Source organism: Aeromicrobium marinum DSM 15272 (assembly GCF_000160775.2).
Lineage (GTDB): Bacteria > Actinomycetota > Actinomycetes > Propionibacteriales > Nocardioidaceae > Aeromicrobium > Aeromicrobium marinum.
This window is the reverse complement of record NZ_CM001024.1, coordinates 2,375,991-2,396,958: the sequence shown is the minus strand read 5'-3', so window position 1 is coordinate 2,396,958 and position 20,968 is coordinate 2,375,991. Positions and strand designations below refer to the sequence as shown.

General features: G+C 71.9%; 22 protein-coding genes and 1 tRNA gene. 14 read left to right on the top strand and 9 right to left on the bottom strand.

The annotated features are described in order from the left end of the window. Positions 1-5: 5 nt before the first annotated feature. Positions 6-1,937: an acetoacetate--CoA ligase gene (locus tag HMPREF0063_RS12200; RefSeq protein WP_007078988.1), complete on the bottom strand. Its 1,932-nt coding sequence runs from the start codon at positions 1,935-1,937 to the stop codon at positions 6-8. 3 nt (positions 1,938-1,940) lie between these two features. Further along, the gene (locus HMPREF0063_RS12195) at positions 1,941-2,651 is read right to left on the bottom strand and encodes a hypothetical protein (RefSeq protein WP_040320268.1); all 711 of its coding nucleotides are present in this window, start codon (positions 2,649-2,651) and stop codon (positions 1,941-1,943) included. A gap of 198 nt (positions 2,652-2,849) precedes the next feature. Here HMPREF0063_RS12195 and HMPREF0063_RS12190 point away from each other — a divergent pair, with 198 nt between their 5' ends. Together HMPREF0063_RS12190 and HMPREF0063_RS12185 are read left to right on the top strand one after the other, a co-directional pair. Beyond that, positions 2,850-3,959 carry an N-acetyltransferase DgcN family protein gene (locus tag HMPREF0063_RS12190; protein WP_007078987.1) on the top strand — a complete coding sequence of 370 codons (1,110 nt, stop codon included), beginning with the start codon at positions 2,850-2,852 and terminating at the stop codon, positions 3,957-3,959. Beyond that, positions 3,956-5,038, top strand: coding sequence for an alanine racemase (locus HMPREF0063_RS12185; RefSeq protein WP_007078986.1), 1,083 nt, complete (start codon positions 3,956-3,958; stop codon positions 5,036-5,038). The genes HMPREF0063_RS12190 and HMPREF0063_RS12185 overlap by 4 nt, the downstream gene beginning before the upstream one ends. A gap of 92 nt (positions 5,039-5,130) precedes the next feature. Here the strand turns inward: HMPREF0063_RS12185 and HMPREF0063_RS12180 are convergent. Both HMPREF0063_RS12180 and HMPREF0063_RS12175 read right to left on the bottom strand, forming a co-directional pair. Then, positions 5,131-5,207 (bottom strand) — tRNA-Pro (locus tag HMPREF0063_RS12180). A gap of 16 nt (positions 5,208-5,223) precedes the next feature. Further along, the gene (locus HMPREF0063_RS12175) at positions 5,224-6,141 is read right to left on the bottom strand and encodes a metallophosphoesterase (RefSeq protein WP_007078985.1); all 918 of its coding nucleotides are present in this window, start codon (positions 6,139-6,141) and stop codon (positions 5,224-5,226) included. Between the two features lie 126 nt (positions 6,142-6,267). Between HMPREF0063_RS12175 and HMPREF0063_RS12170 the strand changes: the two genes are divergently transcribed. After that, positions 6,268-6,729: a GatB/YqeY domain-containing protein gene (locus HMPREF0063_RS12170; RefSeq protein WP_007078984.1), complete on the top strand. Its 462-nt coding sequence runs from the start codon at positions 6,268-6,270 to the stop codon at positions 6,727-6,729. A gap of 1 nt (position 6,730) precedes the next feature. Here HMPREF0063_RS12170 and HMPREF0063_RS12165 read toward each other — a convergent pair whose 3' ends face one another. Then, positions 6,731-8,962 (bottom strand): transglycosylase domain-containing protein, encoded by a 2,232-nt coding sequence (locus HMPREF0063_RS12165; RefSeq protein ID WP_007078983.1) that lies wholly within the window; start codon positions 8,960-8,962, stop codon positions 6,731-6,733. A 206-nt stretch (positions 8,963-9,168) separates the two neighbouring features. Between HMPREF0063_RS12165 and HMPREF0063_RS12160 the strand changes: the two genes are divergently transcribed. Together HMPREF0063_RS12160 and HMPREF0063_RS12155 are read left to right on the top strand one after the other, a co-directional pair. After that, the gene (locus HMPREF0063_RS12160) at positions 9,169-9,429 is read left to right on the top strand and encodes a WhiB family transcriptional regulator (protein ID WP_007078982.1); all 261 of its coding nucleotides are present in this window, start codon (positions 9,169-9,171) and stop codon (positions 9,427-9,429) included. A gap of 30 nt (positions 9,430-9,459) precedes the next feature. After that, complete coding sequence (locus tag HMPREF0063_RS12155; RefSeq protein WP_040320267.1) at positions 9,460-10,497, top strand: NADP-dependent oxidoreductase; 1,038 nt, start codon at positions 9,460-9,462, stop codon at positions 10,495-10,497. 2 nt (positions 10,498-10,499) lie between these two features. On the opposite strand, the gene bagB is transcribed toward HMPREF0063_RS12155, so the two are convergent. Next, positions 10,500-11,681 carry an ArsA family ATPase gene (gene bagB / locus HMPREF0063_RS12150; protein ID WP_007078980.1) on the bottom strand — a complete coding sequence of 394 codons (1,182 nt, stop codon included), beginning with the start codon at positions 11,679-11,681 and terminating at the stop codon, positions 10,500-10,502. Next, complete coding sequence (gene bagA, locus HMPREF0063_RS12145) at positions 11,678-12,652, bottom strand: ATPase BagA (protein ID WP_007078979.1); 975 nt, start codon at positions 12,650-12,652, stop codon at positions 11,678-11,680. The genes bagB and bagA overlap by 4 nt, the downstream gene beginning before the upstream one ends. A gap of 85 nt (positions 12,653-12,737) precedes the next feature. Here bagA and sp36 point away from each other — a divergent pair, with 85 nt between their 5' ends. From sp36 to HMPREF0063_RS12130, 4 genes are read left to right on the top strand one after another with little or no spacing between them, the layout of a single operon-like run. Continuing rightward, the gene (gene sp36 / locus HMPREF0063_RS16835) at positions 12,738-12,893 is read left to right on the top strand and encodes a Sp36 family protein (protein WP_007078978.1); all 156 of its coding nucleotides are present in this window, start codon (positions 12,738-12,740) and stop codon (positions 12,891-12,893) included. Position 12,894: 1 nt separating this feature from the next. Beyond that, a complete protein-coding gene (locus HMPREF0063_RS12140; protein ID WP_007078977.1) occupies positions 12,895-13,359 on the top strand; it encodes a RidA family protein in 465 nt (154 codons plus the stop codon). Further along, a complete protein-coding gene (locus HMPREF0063_RS12135; protein ID WP_007078976.1) occupies positions 13,356-14,159 on the top strand; it encodes an NUDIX hydrolase in 804 nt (267 codons plus the stop codon). Before HMPREF0063_RS12140 ends, HMPREF0063_RS12135 begins: the two co-directional genes overlap by 4 nt. Next, positions 14,156-14,911: an MBL fold metallo-hydrolase gene (locus tag HMPREF0063_RS12130; RefSeq protein ID WP_007078975.1), complete on the top strand. Its 756-nt coding sequence runs from the start codon at positions 14,156-14,158 to the stop codon at positions 14,909-14,911. Before HMPREF0063_RS12135 ends, HMPREF0063_RS12130 begins: the two co-directional genes overlap by 4 nt. 109 nt (positions 14,912-15,020) lie before the next feature. On the opposite strand, the gene HMPREF0063_RS12125 is transcribed toward HMPREF0063_RS12130, so the two are convergent. Next, positions 15,021-15,698, bottom strand: a complete 678-nt coding sequence (locus HMPREF0063_RS12125) for a Crp/Fnr family transcriptional regulator (protein ID WP_007078974.1) — start codon at positions 15,696-15,698, stop codon at positions 15,021-15,023. Between the two features lie 186 nt (positions 15,699-15,884). Between HMPREF0063_RS12125 and nth the strand changes: the two genes are divergently transcribed. From nth to HMPREF0063_RS12100, 5 genes are all read left to right on the top strand, one after another. Further along, positions 15,885-16,550, top strand: coding sequence for an endonuclease III (nth, locus tag HMPREF0063_RS12120; RefSeq protein WP_245527762.1), 666 nt, complete (start codon positions 15,885-15,887; stop codon positions 16,548-16,550). Next, on the top strand, positions 16,547-17,161 hold the full coding sequence (locus HMPREF0063_RS15885; RefSeq protein ID WP_007078972.1) for a TlpA family protein disulfide reductase: 615 nt from the start codon (positions 16,547-16,549) through the stop codon (positions 17,159-17,161). Before nth ends, HMPREF0063_RS15885 begins: the two co-directional genes overlap by 4 nt. After that, entirely contained in the window at positions 17,158-17,814 is a 657-nt protein-coding gene (locus HMPREF0063_RS12110; RefSeq protein ID WP_007078971.1) for an NUDIX hydrolase, read from the top strand. The genes HMPREF0063_RS15885 and HMPREF0063_RS12110 overlap by 4 nt, the downstream gene beginning before the upstream one ends. Further along, positions 17,811-18,980 carry a MarP family serine protease gene (locus HMPREF0063_RS12105; RefSeq protein ID WP_007078970.1) on the top strand — a complete coding sequence of 390 codons (1,170 nt, stop codon included), beginning with the start codon at positions 17,811-17,813 and terminating at the stop codon, positions 18,978-18,980. The genes HMPREF0063_RS12110 and HMPREF0063_RS12105 overlap by 4 nt, the downstream gene beginning before the upstream one ends. Before the next feature lie 232 nt (positions 18,981-19,212). After that, on the top strand, positions 19,213-20,127 hold the full coding sequence (locus HMPREF0063_RS12100) for a LysR family transcriptional regulator (RefSeq protein WP_007078969.1): 915 nt from the start codon (positions 19,213-19,215) through the stop codon (positions 20,125-20,127). 83 nt (positions 20,128-20,210) lie between these two features. On the opposite strand, the gene HMPREF0063_RS12095 is transcribed toward HMPREF0063_RS12100, so the two are convergent. Next, positions 20,211-20,966, bottom strand: a complete 756-nt coding sequence (locus tag HMPREF0063_RS12095; RefSeq protein WP_007078968.1) for an enoyl-CoA hydratase — start codon at positions 20,964-20,966, stop codon at positions 20,211-20,213. Positions 20,967-20,968 lie beyond the last annotated feature (2 nt).

The window sequence follows — 20,968 nt, the reverse complement described above, 5'->3', positions numbered from 1 at the left end:
CAGGGTCAGGTCGGGGGCGGGGCGAACGGGGCGAAGACGTCGAGAGCCTGCGGGTCGGCGAGTGCACCGGCCGACGCGGCGACCTCGGGCGGGACGCCCTGGAGGATCTTCTTGACCGGCACCTCGAGCTTCTTGCCCGACAGCGTACGGGGCAGGGTCGCGACGGCGTGCACCTCGTCGGGCACGTGGCGGGGCGAGAGGCGGGTCCTCAGCTCGCGAGCCACCGACGCACGGAGGTCGTCGTCGAGGCTGGCTCCGCCGGCGAGCCGCACGAACAGCAGCAGCCGGCCGCTGCCGCCCTCCGCGTCCTCCAGGTGGACGACCAGCGAGTCCTCGACCTGCGGCAGGGCCTCGACCACGGCGTAGAACTCCGCCGTGCCGAGCCGGACGCCGCCGCGGTTGAGGGTGGCGTCACTGCGCCCGGTGATGGTGCAGGTGCCGCGCTCGGTGATCGAGATCCAGTCGCCGTGACGCCACACTCCGGGAATGTCCTCGAAGTACGCGGCGCGGTAGCGGGTCCCGTCGTCGCCCCAGAACCCGACAGGCATCGACGGCATGGGCCGCGTGATGACCAGCTCCCCCAGGCGCCCGGTGACCGGTTCGCCGTCCTCGAAGGCGTGGACGGCGCACCCGAGCTGCCGGCACGAGATCTCGCCGGTGACGACCGGCACCGTGGGCGCCGCGCCGACAAAGCCGGTGCACACGTCGGTGCCGCCGGACATCGACCCGAGGTGGACGTCGCCGACCGCCTCGTAGACCCACCGGAACCCCTCGGCCGGCAGCGGCGCACCGGTGGACCCGAGACCGCGGACGGCCGAAAGGTCGGCGGTCTCGCGGGGGACGATCCCGGCCTTGCGGCACGCGAGCAGGAAGGGAGCGCTGGTGCCGAGGTAGGTGACGCCGAGCTCGTCGGCGAGGGTCCACGTGGTGCCGAGGTCGGGCCAGCCGGGGTCACCGTCGAACAGCACCACGGTGGACCCCACGAGCAGGCCGGACACCAGGAAGTTCCACATCATCCAGCCCGTCGTGCTGAACCAGAAGAACCGGTCGTCCGGGCCGAGGTCCAGGTGCAGCCCCAGGGCCTTGGAGTGTTCCAGGGCGATGCCGCCGTGGCCGTGCACGATCGGCTTGGGCAGTCCGGTGGTGCCGGAGGAGTAGAGCACGTAGAGCGGATGGTCGAAGGGCACCCGGTCGAACTCCAGCGGACCGGATTCGGCCAGCAGGTCGGCCCAGGTGCCGGCACCCGCGGGCGGGGGCGACGAGGGGTCGAGGTGGGGCAGCCAGACCACCGTGCGCACGCTCGGCAGGGCCGCCACGATCTGCTCCACCTCGGCGCGGCGGTCGACCGGCTTCGTCCCGTAGCGGTACCCGTCGACCGCCAGGAGGAGGACCGGCTCGGTCTGGGTCCACCGGTCGACGACGCTCTGGGCACCGAACTCGGGCGCGCAGGACGAGAAGATCGCGCCCAGGCTGGCGGCGGCGAGCAGCAGGACCAGCGTCTCCGGGACGTTCGGCGCGTACGCCGCGACCCGGTCACCCCGGCGCACGCCGGCGGCCACGAGACCGGCGCGAGCGCGGGCGACCTGGTCACGCAGCTGAGCGGCGGTGAGCTCCTGGTCGGGCCGGGTCTGCGAGCGGGCGACCACCACGACGTCGTCGTCCGCGCGCCCCGGCAGCCGGAGGGCGGCCTCGGCGTAGTTCAGCCGGACGCCGGGGAACCAGACCGCGCCGGGCATCGCGTCGACGGCGAGAGCCGGGGCGGGATCGCCGTCGGCCGGCAGGTCCGCCCATCTCCACACGGCCGACCAGAACGCGTCGAGGTCGTCGACGGACCACTGCCACAGGGCGGCGTAGTCGTCGGGGTCGATGCCGACCGAGCGGGCGAACTCGGCCAACCGGCTCGGGCGGCCGTCGGGCCGCCAGAGGATCTCCTCCACCGGTCAGAGCTCGTCGTCGGGCTGCTGCTCGGCCATCTCCACGAGGACGCTCGCTCCGAGGTGGGTGAGGGTCGCGACCACCGGGATGATGACCGCGGCCCACGGGTGGTTGCCCACGTCGATGAAGAACATCAGCACGACCACGATCGCCACGGACGTCCCGAGGAAGGCGACGAGCCGCGCCGACGGGTGCGCGAAACCTCGCAGCAGCGCCTCGGCCGTGCCGATGCACAGGACGGCGATGGCCAGGAACGCCAGCACGCCCCAGGCGCCGCCGGTCGACACCCCGCGCGTGCTGGAGAAGAACTCGAGGACCCCGCCGCCCACGGCGACGGCGATCAGTCCGGCGACCAGGCCGGACACGGCGGCGGCCCGTGATTCCGGCCAGACGGGCAGTCGGGCCTGCAGGATGCGTTCGCCGGCGATCGCGGCGGAGTCGACGACCCAGTACCACCCGCCTCGGACCGCCTCGGCCACCCGGCCGGCGGGGTCGCGCACCCGGTCGGTGCCGTCGGCGAGCCGGTCGCGCAGGGCGGGCCTGGGCGGCCGCTTCGTCGGGGCGGCGGGCCGATCGGCCAGGGCGGTGGGTGCGCCGGGGCCGGCGCGACGGGGGGTCCCGGCGGGTGGGACGGGGGTTCCGGGGCCCGGTCGGACGACGGTCTTGCGGACGACGCGGCGCACCACCTTCTTCGGAGGCTGGACCGGATCACTCATCAGTCCAGTGTGACACAGGGCACGAGTCACGATCGAGGTCCGCCGACGTCGTCGTGGTCCGCCACGTTGGTGCGACGGCGTACGGTGGGGGTGTGTCGGCAGCTCGCCGACGATCAGGGAAGACCCCCGTGGCCGCCCGGACGATCCGTCCTCGCCCGCACCGTGTCGCCTCCTCTGGGAATCTCCGAGGAGTTCGTCATGTCCACGTCCCTGCCCGTACCCGCGTCCGGTTCCACCGCCTTCGTCTACTGCGAGGGACAGTTCGGGGAACAGGACGGCAAGACCGCGAACGGTCTGGTGCGGTTCTCCGAGCGGTACGAGATCGTCGGCGTCCTCGACAGTCGTCTGGCGGGCACCGACGCCGGCCAGGTGCTGGACGCGGTTCCCAACGGGATCCCCGTGCTGGCCGGCCTCGCCGAGGCGGTCGAGCGTCACGGCCGGGTGCCGGACTACCTGATCTGCGGACTCGCGCCTGCCGACGGGCTGCTGTCCCCGGCTCAGCGAGCGGTGCTGCTGGACGGCATGTCGCGCGGGATGCACATCGTCAACGGTCTGCACGAGTTCCTCAACGACGACGCGGAGTTTGTGGCCGCCGCGATCCTCGCCGGGGTCACGATCACCGATGTCCGCCGACCCCGGCCCACCCGGGACCTCCACCTGTTCTCGGGTCGCATCTTCGACGTCGACTGCACCCGCATCGCGGTGCTCGGCACCGACGGGTCGATCGGCAAGCGGACCACCGCCACGCTCCTGGTGGAGGCGCTGCGGTCACGCGGCGTGCGCGCAGTGATGGTCGGCACGGGTCAGACCACGGTCATCCAGGGCGGCAAGTACGGCGTGGCGCTCGACGCGCTGGTGCCGCAGTTCTGTTCCGGCGAGGTCGAGAACCAGGTCGTCGCCGCCTACGAGGGCGAGGATCCTGACGTGATCGTCGTCGAAGGGCAGGGGGCGCTCAGCCATCCGGCCTACCTGACCTCGGGCGCCATCCTGCGCGGGAGCAGGCCGCAGGGGGTCATCGTGCAGCACGCCCCTCGTCGCCGGGTCCTGGGTGACTTCCCGATGGTCGCGATGCCGACGGCGGCGAGTGAGGTGCGGCTGATCGAGGCGTTCGCCGACACCAGGGTCATCGGCATCACCATCAACCACGAGGGGATGGACTCCGCGGCGGTCGACGAGGCCGTGGCCGGGTTCAGGCGTGACCTCGACCTCCCGGCCACCGACCCGCTCACTCGTCCGCTCGACGAGCTGGCCGACATGGTGCTCACCGCCTTCCCCGCGATCAGGGCACGGCTCGCGACCAGTCGATGAGCGGCGCTCCGCGTCTCGAGATCGACCTCGACGACGTCGAGCACAACACCCGGGCCCTGGTGGGCCGGTTGGCGCCGCGCGGGATCTCCGTCCAGGGAGTGACCAAGGCCGTGTGCGGCAACCCCTCGGTGGGGGCCGCCATGATGCGCGGTGGTGCCCGTGGGCTCGCCGACTCGCGGATCGAGAACCTGGCCGTGCTGCGCAGAGGTGATCCGCGCGCGCCGCGGACCCTGGTCCGGTCCCCGATGCTGAGCCAGGTCGACCGGGTGGTGGTCGAGGCCGGGACGAGCCTCAACACCGAGCCGGTCGTCCTCGCCGCCCTGTCGGCCTCGGCGGCCGGCCATCGGGACCGCCACGCGGTCGTGCTGATGGTCGAGCTGGGTGACCTGCGCGAAGGGGTGGCGGTGGGCGACGTCGTCGACCTCGCGCGCCACGTCGGCGCCCTCGGCGGACTCGCCCTGGTCGGCCTCGGCACCAACCTGGCGTGCCAGAGCGGGGTCGTGCCGGACCAGCGGTCGATGGACGAGCTGTCGGGCCTGGTCGACGCGGTCGAGCGGTCGTCGTCGTTGGTGCTCCCGGTCGTCTCGGGCGGCAACTCCGCCAACCTCGGGTGGGCGATGACCACGAGGAGCGTCGGCCGGATCAACCAGCTCCGACTGGGTGAGTCGATCCTCCTGGGGACCGACCCGCTGCGCCGGGCGTCGATCCCGGGTCTGCGGCTCGATGCGTGCGTGCTCGTCGGCGAGGTCATCGAGGTCAAGACCAAGCCGGCCCGCGCCTGGGGAGCGACGGCGCAGAGCGCGTTCGAGCGGCGGCCGCGACGTCGCGGCCGAGGCACCGTGCGACAGGCACTGGTCGCCGTGGGACGCCAGGACACCGACCCCGACGGTCTGACCGTCCCGGACGGGATGACCATTCTCGGCATGAGCAGCGACCACCTCGTGCTGGACGTGGGCGACCATGCCACCGCCGTCGGGGACGAGCTGAGGTTCGGCGTGGACTACTCCGCGCTGCTGAGGGCGTCGACCTCGCCGTACGTCACCACCGTCGAGCACCGCCGGCCCGACGCTCTACGTTGAGGGAGACCCGGAGCCGACCGTCCGGCCGAGAACGCGAACACCCGGCGCTGCGGGTGCAGGGCCGGGTGTCGTCGATGTGCTGAGAGATCACATGGTCGGGGTGACAGGATTTGAACCTGCGGCCTCGTCGTCCCGAACGACGCGCGCTACCAAGCTGCGCCACACCCCGTGGCCGGTCCCGTTCGTCAGGACCTCGGCGAGTCTATCCCAGTGAGGGTGAGCAGCGTGGCCTCGGGGCGGCAGGCGATCCGCACGGGTGCGAACGGCGAGGTGCCGAGCCCGGCCGACACGTGCAGCCACGAGGGTTCGTGCCCGTCGGTCCGGTGGGTGTGCAACCCCTTGGCGCGGGACCGGTCCAGGTCGCAGTTGGTCACCAGGGCCCCGTAGAAGGGCAGGCAGAGCTGTCCGCCGTGGGTGTGGCCGGCCATGATCAGCGGGTACCCGAGCGAGTTCCAGCGGTCCAAGACCCGCAGGTACGGCGCGTGCGCCACGCCGATCGACAGGTCTGCCGAGGGGTCGGGCGCGATGTCGTCGAGCTCGTCGTACTCCAGGTGGGGGTCGTCGACGCCGGCGAAGTCCAGCCGCACGCCGGCGACGGTCAGGGCGTCGTGCCGGTTGGTCAGGTCCAACCAGCCCCGGTCGGTGAAGGCCCGTCGCATCGGCTCGAAGGGCAGGTCCGGCTGCCGCTCCCACGAGCCCTTCGACGCGGTCCCGGTACCCCCGGTGAGGTAGGCGAGCGGGTTCTTGAACACCGGGGAGAAGTAGTCGTTGGAGCCGAAGACGAACACCCCGGGCACGTCCAGCAGTCCGCCGTACGCGTCGAGCACCGAGGGCAGGGCGTCGAGGTGCGACAGGTTGTCGCCGGTGTTGACGACCAGGTCGGGCTCGAGCGCCGCCAGCCCACGCAACCACTCCTGCTTGCGCCGCTGGTTCGGGCGCATGTGGGCGTCGGACAGGTGCAGGACCCGCAACGGCCTCGACCCGGGCGCCAGCACCGGCACATTGACGCGCCGCAGGGTGAAGGCCCGCACCTCGTGGATCGCGCCGTACGCGACCACCCCGAGTCCGCCCGCCAGGGGCCAGGCGAGGTGACGGGGGCGCATGGCCCGAGCCTACGCATCCCCGCCACCCCGACCCAGAAGTGCTCCCGGATCAACCCTTCTTCCGCCAGGAACGGTGGATTCGGGAGCACTTCTGGGTTGGGGTGGGGGAGGGGGGACAATGGAGGCATGTCAGCCATGAAGGACCGTCTCCGCTCCGACCTCACCGCCTCGATGAAGGCGCGCGACGCGCTGCGCTCGTCGACGATCCGCATGGTGCTGGCCGCCATCTCGACCGCGGAGGTCGCCGGCAAGGAGGCCAGGGAGCTCAGCGACGACGACGTGATCGCGGTGCTGGGCAAGGAGGCCAAGAAGCGTCGCGAGTCGGCCGAGGCGTTCGACGCCGGCGACCGGCCGGCGCTCGCGCAGAAGGAGCGGGACGAGGCGGCGATCCTCGCCGAGTACCTCCCGGCGTCGTTGACCGAGGCCGAGGTCGCCGCCATCGTCACGGCGGCCGTCGAGCAGGCCGGTGCTGCCGGTCAGGGCATGAAGGCGATGGGTGCGGTGATGGCCGTCGTGCAGCCGCAGGTCAAGGGCCGCGCCGACGGCGGGGTGGTGGCGGCCGAGGTCAAGCGGCAGCTGGCCGGCTGACCTACTGGACGATCGTCACGCCCGGCGGCAGCTGGAAGCCCGGAGGCAGCTGGACCCCTGGCGGCAGCTGAAGCGTCTGCTGGGGCGGGGCGGGAGCGTTGGGGTCCGGCTCGGGCTCCGGCGGTCGCGGGGGAGCCGGCTGGGTGCGCGGCGGGCGCTCGAAGTTGACCGGGCTCAGCGAGTTCTGGATGACCTGCATGGCGTCGGCCCACATCGGGCCCGCCAGGGCGCTACCGGCGGCGGCGCTGGCGTTGACGAACCGGCCGTTGATGCGCTGGCCCGACAGAGGGATCTCGAACCCGTCGAAGTCGGCGCCGGCGATCATCGCGGCGGCCGAGATCTCCGGCGTGTAGCCGGTGTACCAGACGGCCTTGTTGTCGTTGGTGGTTCCGGTCTTGGCGGCCGACGGGATGTTGAGGCCGGTGCCGTTGGAGAACCCGAAGCCACCGGGCTGCTGCAGGCCCCGCAGGATGTCGTTGATCTGCGCGGCCTCCTCGTTGGTCAGCACCCGCTCGCACTCCGGGACGTAGGCCTTGAGCAGTGACCCGTCGGCCTCGAGGATCTCGGTGACCGGCTGCGGCTCGCAGAACATGCCGCCGGAGGCCGGGACGGCGTAGGCAGCGGCCATGTCGAGCGTGCTGACCCGGATGGGGCCGAGCGTGAACGACGGGACGACGCCGTTGTCCGGTCCGCCGAACGGCACCTCGATGCCCATGGCCTCGGCCATCCGCACGGTCTCGCAGAGACCCACCTCGGCCTCGAGCTGGGCGAAGTAGGTGTTCACCGACTGCCGCAGGGCGGTGTACATGTTCATCGTGCCCGAGGAGGTGGAGTTGCGGACCTCGAACCGGTCGGTCCCTCCCCCCTCGCAGTCGAAGTACGTACCGCGGGGGATCGTCATCCGCGGCGGCGAGTTGTAGGTCTTGTCGACCCCGATGCCCTGCTGCAGGGCGGCGGCCGTGGTGAACATCTTGAATGTCGATCCGGCCTGGAAGCCGCCGGAGTCACCCAGCTCGGTCGGCACCGAGAAGTTGATGAACGACTGGCCGCCCTCGCGGTCGGTGCCCATCGGTCGCGACTGGGCCATGCCGCGGACCTTGCCGGTGCCGGGCTCGACGAGGGCGATGGATCCGATCGCCTGGTCGGTCGGGAGCACGTTGCCGGCCACGGCGTCGTTGACCGCCGTCTGCATCGAGACGTCGATGTTGGACTTGATGGTGAGGCCGCCGAGCCGGATGCGGTCGCGCCGCTCCTCGACCGTCGCGCCGAGCGCCTCCTCGTTCTCGAGGTAGCGCTGCACGTAGTCGCACGAGAACGACGCGACCGAGGTGATGCAGCCGTTCGGGAAGTCGGTGGTGACCAGGGCCAGCTCACCGGCCTGGAGCTGCTCGGACTCCTCGGGGGAGATCTTGCCCTGGCGTTCCATGACCGACAGCACGAGGTTGCGCCGCTGCAGCGCCCGCTCGGGGTACACGTTGGGATCGAACTCGACCGGGTTCTTGACCAGACCGGCCAGGGTCGCGGCCTGGGCCAGGGTCAGGTCGGCGGGCGACACCGAGAAGAAGTGGTTGGCCGCGGCCGAGATGCCGTACGCACCGCCGCCGTAGTAGGCGATGTTGAGGTACCGCTCGAGGATCTCGTCCTTGGTGTACTGCTCCTCGAAGTCGATCGCGATCTTCAGCTCGCGGACCTTGCGCGCCACCGACTGCTCGACGGCCGCCCGCCGCTCCTCGTCGGTGGCGGCGGCCTGCACGAGGGTCAGCTTCACCAGCTGCTGGGTGATCGTCGACCCGCCCTGGGTCCGGCCGTCCGAGGCGTTGTTGACCAGGGCGCGCAGGGTGCCCTGGATGTCGAGCGCGCCGTGGTCGTAGAAGCGCTCGTCCTCGATCGAGATGATCGCGTCCTGCATGACGGGCGCGATCTCGTCGAGGGGGACGTCCTGCCGGTTCTCCTCGTAGAAGTAGGCGAGCAGCTGACCGTCCGCGGCGAGCAGCCGGCTGGTCTGCGGTGTGGGCTGCTCCTCCAGGGTCAGCGGCAGGTCGATGACCTCGGTGCTCGCCTGGGTGGCGGTGACGGCCACGATGGCCGTGACCGGGACGATGATCGCGGCGACCAGCACGCCGCCGATGACCGACAGTCGCGCGATCGAGGCCACGAGCGACGGGGTGCTCTGGCGGCGGTCCTCGGCCTGGACGCGGCGGCGCACGGCTGACTGCAGATCGTCCCACGACATGGGGTCAGCCTACGGGACCGAGCCAGACGCGACCGAGCCCACGGACCGGGGGCCCGGGGTTCCGTGGGCACAAGGCCCCGCTTTCGGTGGTTCGAAAGGACTAGGGGAAACCATTCCGACCGGTCTGACGGGTCCGTACCAGATTTCCTAGCCTGTTCTCAGGAATCACTTCGGCCACACCAGGTGGCTGATCTCGGGAGGTTCACATGAGCTGGGACGACAACTGGTCGGCGTCGGCCGCCTGTCGCAACACGTCCGACGAACTCTTCGTCAAGGGCGCCGAGCAGAACCGCGCCAAGCAGGTCTGCGGGCGCTGCGTCGTCAAGGCCGAGTGCCTGGCCGAGGCGCTCGACAACCGCATCGAGTGGGGCGTGTGGGGCGGCATGACCGAGCGGGAGCGCCGTGCGCTGCTGCGTCGCCGTCCCAACGTCACCACCTGGCGATCGGTGCTGCAGGTCGCCGTCTGAGCCGACCCCCGCGGGGGTAGCGTCGGGGTGGTGACCACCCCGACCGAGAACAACCGTGTCCTGCTCGCCTCGCGACCCGAGGGCGAGCCCACTGCCGAGAACTTCCGGATCGAGACCGCCGCGGTCCCTGAGCCGGCCGACGGCGAGGTGCTGCTGCGCACCGTCTACCTGTCGCTCGACCCCTACATGCGCGGACGGATGAGCGCGGCGAAGTCGTACGCCGCCCCCGTCGAGGTGGGTGCGGTCATGGAGGGCGGCACCGTCGCCGAGGTCGTGGAGTCCCGGTCCCCGGACCTGGAGCCCGGCGACCTGGTGCTCTCCCACCTGGGCTGGCAGGAGTACGGCGTGCAGCCGGCTCGACACGTCCGGCGGCTCGACCCGGCGCGGGCGCCGATCTCGACGGCCGTGGGAGCGCTCGGGATGCCGGGCTTCACCGCCTACGCGGGTCTGCTGCAGATCGGCCGGCCCCAGCCGGGCGAGACCGTGGTCGTCGCCGCGGCGACCGGTCCGGTCGGCTCGATGGTCGGCCAGATCGCGAAGGTCAAGGGCGCTCGTGCGGTCGGCATCGCCGGCGGCCCGCAGAAGGTCGCCTTCCTGCAGGAGCTGGGCTTCGACGTCGCGCTCGACCACCGCTCGCCAACGTTCCGTGAGGACCTCAAGGCCGCCGTGCCGGACGGGATCGACGTGTACTTCGAGAACGTCGGCGGCCACGTGTGGGACGCGGTGCTGCCCCGGCTCAACACCTACGCCCGGGTGCCCGTCTGCGGGTTGATCGCGCACTACAACGCCACCGAGGCGCCCGAGGGTCCCAACCGGGTCCCGCAGCTCATGCAGGCGATCCTCACCAAGAGCCTGACGGTCCGCGGCTTCATCCAGAACGAGTTCGTCAAGGAGCACTACCGGGGCTTCCAGGAAGAGGTCTCGGCCTGGATCCGTGAGGGTCGCGTCGCCTACAAGGAGGACGTCGTCAAGGGCCTCGAGAACGCACCCGAGGCCTTCTTCGGCCTGCTGCGTGGCGAGAACTTCGGCAAGCTGCTGGTGCAGGTGGGCCCCGACCCGACCCGCTGAGGTCAGCGGGCGAGCAGGTTGCCGATCTGCCGCAGGCCGTCGAGGTCGTGCACGTCACCGGCGAGCGCGGTGACGGGCACCTGGGCGACCCCCGGGTGCGTCGCGGCGAACCGCTCCCGCGCGAGGTGTTCGCGCTCGGCGACCCGCACCCGCTCGGCGTGGACCGCCAGCAGCTCGGCCGTGGCGACCTCGTCGGCCCCACCGTGTCGGCGCAGTCGCTTGGCGGCCGACTCCGCGTCGGTGGCGTCGATGGCCTCCCCGACGTCGTCGTGCACCCGGTTGACGACCAGGCCGGCCAGGGGCATGGCGTCGCCGGCCAGCCGTTCGACGAAGTACGACGCCTCGCGCAGCGCCGCGGTCTCGGGGGAGGCGATCACCAGGAAGGACGTGCCCGGAGCCTTCAGCAGGGAGTAGGTCGCGTCGGCGCGCTGCCGGAACCCGCCGAAGAGGGTGTCGAACGCGGCGACGAACGTCTGCAGGTCGGTCAGCACCTGCGCACCGAGGACCTTGTTGAGCGCACCGGTCACCACCCCGAAGCCGACGGTAAGGAGGCGGGCCGGCCCCCGGGCGGGCGCCAGCAGCAGCTTGATGAACCGGCCGTCCAACATCGACGACAGCCGCTCCGGCGCGTCGAGGAAGTCCAGCGCGGACCGTGACGGCGGGGTGTCGACGACGATGAGGTCCCACTCGCCGCCGCCGTGCAGCTGCCCGAGCTTCTCCATCGCCATGTACTCCTGCGTGCCCGCGAACGAGCTGGAGAGCGCCACGTAGAAGGGGTTGGTCAGGATCTGCTGCGCCTTCTCGGGGGAGGCGTGGGCCTCGACGACCTCGTCGAAGGTGCGCTTCATGTCGAGCATCATCGCGTCGAGCGACCCGCCGCCGGCGCCGGCGCCCTCGACCGCGCGGGGCGTGTTGTCGAGCTCGGTCAGTCCCATCGACTGCGCCAGCCGGCGAGCCGGGTCGATCGTGAGGACGCAGACCTTGCGCCCCTGGTCCGCGGCCCGCATGGCCAGGGCCGCCGCCGTGGTGGTCTTGCCGACCCCGCCGGATCCGCAGCACACGATGATCTCGGTGCCGCGGTCGGCCAGCAGTGCGTCGACGTCGAGGGTGGTGTCGGTGGCGGACCCGTCGAAGACCCGCGGCCGAGACCGGTCCCGGGCACTGCCTCGCTGGCGCTCGCTCATGCCACTCCCTCCGACCGCAGGTGCTCGGCCAGCTGCAGGAGCGCCCCGGCGTCGACGGACGCGTCGAGCAACGGCAGCTCCGCCATCGGGGGATCGGCCTGTTCGAGCAGCTCGCGCTGGCCCTGCTGCAGGGCTTGGCGCACCAGGTGGCCCCGACCCCCGGCGACCAGGACGTCCGCCGAGGACGGATCGAGGCGGGCGCCGGCGAGCAGCTCGGGCAGCCGGGCGTCGAGGAAGTCGTCGTCGTCCAACGCCGTGGCGGTGGCCGCGGTGACCAACGCGGGGCGCACGAGGTTGACGATCACGTGGCCGACGGGCAGCCGTTCGCCCGTCAGCTCGGCCACGCCGTCCAGCGTCTCCTGCACCGGCATCTCCTCCAGCACGGTGACGAGGTGGACGCGCGTGGCGTCCGACCGCAGCAGCTGCATGATCGAGTCGGCCTGCCGGCGGATCGGACCCACCTTGGCCAGCCCGGCCACCTCGGAGTTGACGTTGAGGAACCGGGTGATCCGTCCGGTCGGCGGCGCGTCCATGATGATGGCGTCGTACGTGGGTCCGGCCTCGTTCTTGGCGCCCTGGCGGCGGGCGATCTCGTAGACCTTGCCGGTCAGCAGCACGTCGCGGACACCGGGAGCGATCGTGGTGGCGAAGTCGATGATGCCGAACCGGTCGAGGGCCTTGCCGGCGCGGCCGAGCCGGTAGAACATCTCGAGGTACTCCAGCAGCGCCGACTCCGGGTCGATGGCCAGGGCGTACACCTCGCCACCCCCCAGTCCGGTGGCGATGCGACGCTCCTCGTACGGCAGCGGGGCCACGTCGAACAGCTGGGCGATGCCCTGCCGACCCTCGACCTCGCACAGGAGCACCTTCTGCCCGCGGCCGGCGAGCGCCATCGCGAGGGCTGCCGCGACGGTCGTCTTGCCCGTTCCGCCCTTGCCGGTGACGATGTGCAGCGTGGGAGTGGAGGACACCTCAGCACCCTATCGACCGCCCTCCCTTCTGCATCTCGATCCGGGGAATCCCGCTCCCCGGCCGGCGGCCGATACAGTCGAACCCATGACGCAATGGGAGTACCTGACCGCACCCGTCCTGGTCCACGCGACCAAGCAGATCCTCGACACCTTCGGCAGCGACGGCTGGGAGCTGGTCCAGATCGTGCCGGGGATGAACCCCGAGAACCTGGTGGCCTACTTCAAGCGGCCGGTGGCCTGACGTGTCGGCGGTCGAGGAGCGCCTCGCGGCGCTGGGTCACCAGGTGCCCGAGGTCGCCGCGCCGGTCGCCTCCTACGTCCCGGCCGTGCACACCGGACAGCACGTGTTCACGTCCGGTCAGCTGCCGTTCGTCGAGGGCCGGCTGCTGCAGACCGGCAAGGTCGGTGGCGAGGTCTCGGCCGACGAGGCCACCGCGTGCGCCGAGGTCTGCGCGTTGAACGCGATCGCGGCGGTCCGGGGGGTCGTCGGCGACCTCGACCGGGTCACCCGGATCGTGAAGGCCACGGTGTTCGTCGCCAGCACCCCCGACTTCACGCAGCAGCCCCAGGTCGCTAACGGCGCGAGCGAGCTGTTCGCTGCTGCCTTCGGCGCGGTCGGTCAACACGCCCGCAGCGCGGTCGGCGTGCCGGTCCTGCCGTTGGACTCGCCCGTGGAGGTCGAGGTCGTCGTCGAGGTCGGTCCGTGAGGTACCCGCTGCCGGAGTCGATGCGGCCGTCGGCCGACGCCGCACCGAGCGTGCCGCGCGACGCCGCCACGATCGCCCTGCTGCGCGCCGGCGCGTCCGGCACCGAGACCTACCTGCTGCGCCGACAGCCCTCGATGGCGTTCGCGGCCGGCATGTACGTGTTCCCCGGCGGCGGGGTGTCGGCCCTGGACGCCGAACCGGTCCCGTGGGTCGGTCCGCCGCCCGAGGCCTGGGCCGAGCGCTTCTCGTGCAGCGTGCCGCTGGCCGCCTCGCTGGTCGTCGCCGCCGTGAGGGAGACGTTCGAGGAGTCCGGCATCCTGCTGGCCGGTCACGACGCCGACACCGTGGTCAGTGACGTCAGCTCACCGGAGTTCAGCGTCGCCCGCGCCGCGCTCGACGCCGACGAGCGCAGCTTCGCCTCCTTCCTCGCGGAGCACGACCTGGTGCTGCGGGCCGACCTGGTGGGCGCGTGGTCGCACTGGATCACCCCGGCGTTCGAGCCGCGGCGCTACGACACCCGGTTCTTCGTGGCGGCGGTCCCGGACGGCCAGATCGTGGGGTCCCTGCCGGGCGAGGCCGACCGCGCGGCCTGGCACCCCGTCGGCGACGTCCTGCGATCGGTGACCGCCGGTGAGGTGGCGATGATGCCGCCGACCCTGCAGACGTGCCGGGACGTCGTCGACCTCGCCCCCTCGGCCGCCGTGGAGGCCTCCCGCTCCCGCAGCATCTCGGCGATCGAGCCGCGCCTGGTCGAGGTCGACGGGAAGCTGTTCATCGACAACGGTCTGGAGGACCTGTGAGCGTCACCGAGCGGGCCGTCCGGGTCGTCGCCGACAACGCCGGGATCATGACGCTCGACGGGACAAACACCTGGATCCTCCGCGAGCCGGGGGCCGCACGGTCGGTGGTGGTGGATCCCGGCCCCGACGACGCCGACCACCTGGCAGCGGTCCTGTCCGCGGCCGGTGAGGTCGCGCTGGTGCTGTACACCCACTGGCATCCCGACCACACCGAGGCGATCGACCGCATGGTCGAGCTCACCGGAGCCCCCGCCCGGGCCGTCGACGCCGCGTGGTGCCGGGGGGCGGATCCGGTGGTCGACGGCGAACAGCTGGACGTCGACGGGTTGCGGCTCGAGGTGGTCACCACGCCGGGTCACACCGCGGACTCGATGTGCCTGCTGCTGACCGACGAGGGGTCGCTGCTCACCGGCGACACCATCCTGGGCCGGGGGACCACGATCATCGCCCACCCCGACGGCAGCCTGGGTCCGTACCTGGACTCCCTGGCGCGGATCCGCGAGCTGGTCGAGGAGGGCGTGGTCTCGCTGCTGCTGCCGGCCCACGGGCCGGTGCCGGACGACGCGGCGGCCCACGTCGACTTCTACCTCGAGCACCGGGCGGACCGGCTCGACCAGGTCAGGCGCGCGGTCGAGGCCGGAGCCGTCACGGCTGCCGAGGTCGTCGCCACCGTCTACGCCGATGTGGACCGTTCGCTGTGGCCCGCCGCCGAACGCTCCGTCGAGGCCCAGCTGGAGTACCTCCGCACCTGACCCCCCGGGGGCGGTGGATTCGCGACCGAATACCGGGTGGAGGTGCCAGACGGACCGAATGGGACCGTATTCGGTCGCATACTCACCGCCCGGGCGGGGGCGGCTCGGGTCAGCGGGAGCGCTTCTGCAGCCGCTCGAGGTCCAGGATGATGACCGAGCGGGGCTCCAGACGCAGCCACGAACGCGAAGCGAAGTCGGCCAAGGCCTTATTGACCGTCTCGCGGGAGGCGCCGACGAGCTGGGCGAGCTCCTCCTGCGTCAGGTCGTGGTTGACGTGGATGCCGTCGTCGGCGCGACGGCCGAACCGGCCCGCGAGGTCGAGCAGCGCCTTGGCGACCCGGCCGGGGACGTCGGAGAACACCAGGTCGCCGACGACCTCGTTGGTCCGGCGCAGCCGGCCGGCGAGCTGGTTGAGCAGGGCGTGGGCGACGTCGGGGTGCGCGTTCAGCACGGGGCTCAGGGCTTCGTGGCCGAGGCTGCGCAGGTCGACGTCGGTGACCGCGGTGGCGGTGGCGGAGCGCGGTCCGGGATCGAAGAACGACAGCTCGCCGAACATCTGCCCCGGTCCGAGGATGGCCAACAGGTTCTCGCGGCCGTCGGGCGAGGTACGACCGAGCTTGATCTTGCCGTCGGTCACGACGTACAGCTTGTCGCCGTCATCGCCCTCGTTGAACAGGACCTCACCCCGACGCAGCGTGGAAGGCGTCATCGACGACTCGAGGGCGGCAGCGGCGTCGTCGTCGAGCCCCGAGAACAGCGGGGCCTGACGGAGCACGTCGTCGTTCACGTGGCGTCCTTCTCTCCATGTTGAATGCGTCACAGACTGACTATGGGTGCATGCTTCCACATCCCGGGGCCCGATGGTGTGATTGCCCGTCCCGCGTACGCTGGCGCGGTGTCGACGAAAGCAGCCCGGACGCGGCCCGAGGTGGCCCACCGGCCGCCGACGTCGCTGGTCCGCCGGGCCCGACGCATGCACCGGGTGCTCGCCGAGGCCTACCCCGAGGCCGGGTGCGAGCTGGACTTCGCCGACCCCTTCCAGCTGTTGGTGGCCACGGTGCTGTCGGCCCAGACCACCGACCGAAGGGTCAACGCGGTCACGCCGGCCCTGTTCGCGGCCTACCCCGACGCCGCCGCGCTGGCCGCCGCCGACCGTGCCGTGGTCGAGGAGCTCATCCGCCCCACCGGCTTCTTCCGCGCCAAGACCACGAGCCTGCTGGGTCTCTCCGCGGCACTGGTGGAACGGCACGACGGTCGGGTCCCTGGACGGCTGACCGATCTCGTGCAGCTGCCCGGGGTGGGTCGCAAGACCGCCAACGTGGTCCTCGGCAATGCGTTCGACGTCCCGGGCATCACGGTCGACACCCACTTCTCCCGCCTCGTCGGACGGTTCGGTTGGGTCGACGACCACACCGTGGCTGATCCGGTGCGCACCGAGCACGCGGTCGGCGCGCTGTTCGAGCGACGCGACTGGACGATGCTCAGCCACCGGCTGATCTGGCACGGGAGGCGGTGCTGTCATGCCCGCAAGCCGGCGTGCGGGGCGTGCCCCGTGGCGCGGTGGTGCCCCGCCTTCGGGGCCGGGCCCACCGACCCGGAGGTCGCGGCCGCTCTCGTCACCACCCAGGGGCCCGCATGACGCGCCGACCGGGCCGTCTGCTGGCCGTGACGCTGGCGGTGGCCGCTCTGGTGTCGTGCGCGCCGGACCTGCCGGACCTCTCCGAGACCCCCGGGGAGGTCGTGCCGGGTGCCACGATCGACGCAGGGGTGGTGGCCGCGGCCGACGCGGCAGGGCTCTCGGACTGCCCGACGGGCTCGGGTGAGGCGTCCGAGGCGCCGTCGGTCGACCTGGTCTGCCTCAGCACGGGCGAGACGGCGTCGCTCGCGGACCTCGCCGGCACACCGGTCCTCGTCAACGTGTGGGCGCACTGGTGCACCGAGTGCCGGGAGGAGCTGCCGCTGCTGGCCCGGGCCGCACGCGAGTACGAGGGGCGGGTGCAGATCGTCGGCGTCCTGTTCGCCGACGAGGACCCGGCCGCGGCGATCGACCTGGCTCGGGCGTCGGGTGTCACCTACCCGCACCTGGCCGACCCGGACAGTCGGCTGACGGTGCCCCTGGGCCTGCGCGGCCTGCCGCAGAACGTGTACCTGGATGCGGACGGTCGTGTGGTCGGCACGGCATTCGGCTCGTTCCGCACCTACGATGACGTGGTCCAGGCGATCGACGAGCAGCTGGGAGTGCGACCGTGACCACGTCCTCGCTGCCCTCGTGGTTGCACGAGCTGGCCGAGATCGCGGCCTCGGTGCGGGCCGAGCAGCTGGCGCCACGGTTCCCCCACCCGCCCGAGGACGCCCGCCCGGCGGCCGTCCTGCTGCTGTTCGCGGACGGTCCGGACGGGCCCGAGCTGCTGCTCACGGAGCGGGCCGCCACCCTGCGGAACCACGCGGGTCAGATCTCGTTCCCGGGCGGTGGCTCCGACCCTGCTGACGGCGTGGGCAGGGCGGGTGCGATCGCGACGGCCCTGCGGGAGGCGCAGGAGGAGGTCGGCCTCGACCCGGTCGCGGTCGAGGTCTTCGGGGTGCTGCCGACCCTCTGGCTGCCGCCCAGCAACTTCGCCGTCACCCCGGTGCTCGCCTACTGGCACCAGCGCGAACAGCTGGAACCGGTGTCGGCGGCCGAGGTCGGCCACGTGCTGCACCAGCCGCTGGACCACCTGCTGGACCCCGACAACCGCTTCAGCGTCGTGCATCCGTCGGGGTGGCGGGGTCCGGCGTTCGACCTCGGCGGCGGCACCCCGTTGTGGGGCTTCACCGCCGGCGTCATCTCACGGTTGTTCGAGGTCGTCGGCTGGGAGCGCCCCTGGGACGACACCGTCGAGCGACCCGTTCCGGGGTCCCTGTGAACTCCCTCGACGTGCTGATCGTGGTGCTGCTCCTGGCCTACGCCGTCTCGGGCTACGTGCAGGGCTTCATCGCGAACCTCGCCGCCACGCTGGGTCTGCTGGTGGCCGGAGGCCTCGCCCTCGCGGTGGTGCCGCTGATCCTGTCGCCGGACGAGCCGGGGCTCGGGACGTCGCTGCTCGCGCTCGGCATCGTGGTGGCCTCGGCGGCCGCCGGGCAGCTCATGGGGTCGGTGATCGGCGGTGACCTGCGACGCGGCATCCGGACCGAGCCGGGCCGGGTCGTCGACGCGGTGGGGGGCAGCGGACTGAGCATCGTCGCGGTCCTGCTCGCGTCGTGGGCGCTGGGCTACGCCGTGAGCGGGACGCAGGTCCCGTACCTGTCGCAGGCCGCCCGGAGCTCGTCGATCCTCGGCTACGTCGACCGCGTCGTGCCGAGCCAGGCGGCCGATGCGCTGAACGCCTTCACCGACTCGATCGACTCCAGCATCTTCCCGCGGTACCTGGCTCCGTTCGAGGCCGAGGACATCGTGCGGGTCGGTCCGCCGGACCCGGCGACGCTGCAGCTGCCGGGAGTCTCGGGTGCGGCCGGGTCGGTCGTCAAGATCATCGGTGACGCGGAGTGCAACCGGGGCATCGAGGGCTCGGGCTTCGTGTACGCCGACGACCGCGTGATGACCAACGCCCACGTCGTCGCAGGGGTCGAGCGGCCCTTCGTCGTCACCCAGGACGGGCGGGTGCCGGCCCGGGTCGTGGTGTTCGACCCCGAGCTCGACGTCGCGGTGCTCGCGGCCGACCTGGACCTGCCGGCCCTCGCCTTCGAGCCCGGGGGAGTGGCGGGCCAGGACGCCGCGGTGCTGGGGTTCCCGGCCAACGGTCCGTTCGACGCCCAGCCGGCCCGCATCCGCGAGGAGATCCGGCTGCGGAGCCTGGACATCTACGACCAGGGCGAGGTGCTGCGCGACTCGTTCTCCATCCGGGCGCTCGTGCGTTCGGGCAACTCCGGCGGTCCGTTGGTGTCGGCCGACGGCACGGTGCTGGGCGTGATCTTCGCGGCGTCGATCACCGACGACTCCACCGGCTACGCGCTCACGGCGGCGGCGGTCGCCGACCACGCCGACGACGGCATCCGCAACCAGGATCCCGTCAGCAGCGGGGCCTGCGCCTGAGCCGGCGCCGGATCAGGCGCGCCGCAGGCTGGGGGTGCGGCCGTAGCCGTCACGGGCGACGAGGGCCACCGTCCGGGTGATGCCGATGGCGGCGACGACGGCCAGGCTGGCGACGAAGGTCATGGTGACTCCTTGATCTGATCGGTGCGTGGGGGGGGTTCCCCTCCAGTGTCGGCCGTCGAACTGTCAAGGACAAGCGAACACAACTACACCGGATGTGTAGCATTGCTTCATGGATGTGCGCCGACTCGGAGTTCTCAGGGAATTGTCCGAGCGGGGCTCCGTCGGGGCCGTGGCCGATGCGATGAGGGTCACGTCGTCGGCGGTGTCCCAGCAGCTGAAGGTGCTGGAGCGGGAGGCCGGCGTGCCTCTGGTGGAGCCGGCCGGGCGGGGTGTGGCCCTCACCTCCGCGGGCCGTGAGCTCGCGCGGGTGGCGACCGATCTCGCCGTCGCGATCGAGCACGCGGAGGCCCGCTGGCGCACGTTCGTGCAGCAGCCGGCGGGAGACGTCACGCTGACCACCTTTCCCACCGGTGGGGAGATGTTCCTCCCGGGTCTGCTGCGGCGCCTCGAGGGGGCCGCCGTCACCCTGGTGTGCACCGACCAGGACTCCGCCCTGGTCGACTTCGCCGACCTGACGCCGGACCACGACGTGGTGGTGGCGGACTCGGCGACGACGTCGGCCAGCTGGCACGACCGGGGTCTGCGGGTGGTGCCGTTGATGACCGAGCCGCTCGACGTGGCGCTGCCCGAGGACCACCGGTTGGCGGGTCGGGCCACGCTGTCACCGCGCGACGTGGTGGGTGAGGACTGGATCGGGGTGCCGACCGACCTGCCGTTCGACCGGATCCTGGAGCAGATCGTGGCGTCCACGGGCGAGCGGGTTCGGGTGCGGCACCGGTTCCACGACAACAGCATCGTCGAGGCGATGGTCGCCGCCGGTCATGGTCTGGGGATCCTGCCCCGGTTCACGACCCGAGACCACGTCAACGGTCTGGTGACCCGGCCGCTCGTCGGCATCCGGGCGTCCCGTCAGGTGTCGGCCCTGCTCCGCCCCGATCTGTTCGAGCGACCGTCGGTCCGCCTGGTGGTGCAGGCGCTGCGGGAGGAGGCCCGGGCCGTGGCCGACTCCCACGGCGCCGTCTGACCTCCCCCTCGGGCGGTGGATTCGCGACCGTATGGGGTGGCGGGTGGATTCGCGACCGAAAGAGCCTCCATTCGGTCGCGTCCTCACCGCCCGGCGGAGAAGCGGGCGGCGAAGGCGGCGAAGTCGTCACCAGCCAGCGAGGACGCCTGTGCCCAGGACTCGAAGTCCAGGGTGGTGGCCAGGTCGCTGGTGGCGGCGATCCGGGTGGCGGTCTTGATGTCGGCCATCAGCCCGGCGTCGCGGGTCGCGTACAGGTCGGCCAGCTCGCGGGCCCGGTGCTGGGGATCGTCGACGAGCTCCTGGGCGATGCCGAGTCGCAGCGCCTCGTCGGCACCGATCACCTCGCCGGAGAACAGGGCGGCAGCGGCGTTGGCCGCTCCGATGCGCTGGGTCAGCATCCAGGTGCAACCGCCGCCCGGGTGGAGGCCGATGTTGGCGAAGGTCGGGCCGAAGCCGGCTCGTGGACCGGCCACGATCACGTCGCAGGCGAGGGCGATGTTGAGTCCGGCCCCGACCGCCGGACCGTGCACCGCCGCGACGGTGGGGATCGCGAGGTCACGGATGCCGAGGAACGACGCGTACACGTCGAGCAGGACCTGACGCAGCACCGCGGTCGGACGGGTGACGTCACCGAACAGTCCCTGCAGGTCCGCGCCGGCGCAGAATCCGCGTCCGGCGCCGGTGACGACCAGGGCGCGCGCATCCGGGTCGGCGGAGACCTCGGAGATCGCCGCGGCCAGCTCGTCGAGCAGCGGCCGGTCGAGCGCGTTGAGCCGTTCGGGTGCGTTCAGCGTGATGGTGCGGACATGGTCGTCTCGGGTCAGGTCGACGAGGTTCATGC

What these genes read in the sequence shown, in the direction of transcription:
- HMPREF0063_RS12195 (WP_040320268.1), bottom strand. Translation starts at nt 2,651, where the DNA reads ATGAGTGATCCGGTCCAGCCTCCGAAGAAGGTGGTGCGCCGCGTCGTC.
- HMPREF0063_RS12190 (WP_007078987.1), top strand. Translation starts at nt 2,850, where the DNA reads ATGTCCACGTCCCTGCCCGTACCCGCGTCCGGTTCCACCGCCTTCGTC.
- HMPREF0063_RS12185 (WP_007078986.1), top strand. Translation starts at nt 3,956, where the DNA reads ATGAGCGGCGCTCCGCGTCTCGAGATCGACCTCGACGACGTCGAGCAC.
- HMPREF0063_RS12175 (WP_007078985.1), bottom strand. Translation starts at nt 6,141, where the DNA reads ATGCGCCCCCGTCACCTCGCCTGGCCCCTGGCGGGCGGACTCGGGGTG.
- HMPREF0063_RS12170 (WP_007078984.1), top strand. Translation starts at nt 6,268, where the DNA reads ATGTCAGCCATGAAGGACCGTCTCCGCTCCGACCTCACCGCCTCGATG.
- HMPREF0063_RS12165 (WP_007078983.1), bottom strand. Translation starts at nt 8,962, where the DNA reads ATGTCGTGGGACGATCTGCAGTCAGCCGTGCGCCGCCGCGTCCAGGCC.
- HMPREF0063_RS12160 (WP_007078982.1), top strand. Translation starts at nt 9,169, where the DNA reads ATGAGCTGGGACGACAACTGGTCGGCGTCGGCCGCCTGTCGCAACACG.
- bagB (WP_007078980.1), bottom strand. Translation starts at nt 11,681, where the DNA reads ATGAGCGAGCGCCAGCGAGGCAGTGCCCGGGACCGGTCTCGGCCGCGG.
- sp36 (WP_007078978.1), top strand. Translation starts at nt 12,738, where the DNA reads ATGACGCAATGGGAGTACCTGACCGCACCCGTCCTGGTCCACGCGACC.
- nth (WP_245527762.1), top strand. Translation starts at nt 15,885, where the DNA reads ATGCACCGGGTGCTCGCCGAGGCCTACCCCGAGGCCGGGTGCGAGCTG.
- HMPREF0063_RS15885 (WP_007078972.1), top strand. Translation starts at nt 16,547, where the DNA reads ATGACGCGCCGACCGGGCCGTCTGCTGGCCGTGACGCTGGCGGTGGCC.
- HMPREF0063_RS12100 (WP_007078969.1), top strand. Translation starts at nt 19,213, where the DNA reads ATGGATGTGCGCCGACTCGGAGTTCTCAGGGAATTGTCCGAGCGGGGC.
- HMPREF0063_RS12095 (WP_007078968.1), bottom strand. Translation starts at nt 20,966, where the DNA reads ATGAACCTCGTCGACCTGACCCGAGACGACCATGTCCGCACCATCACG.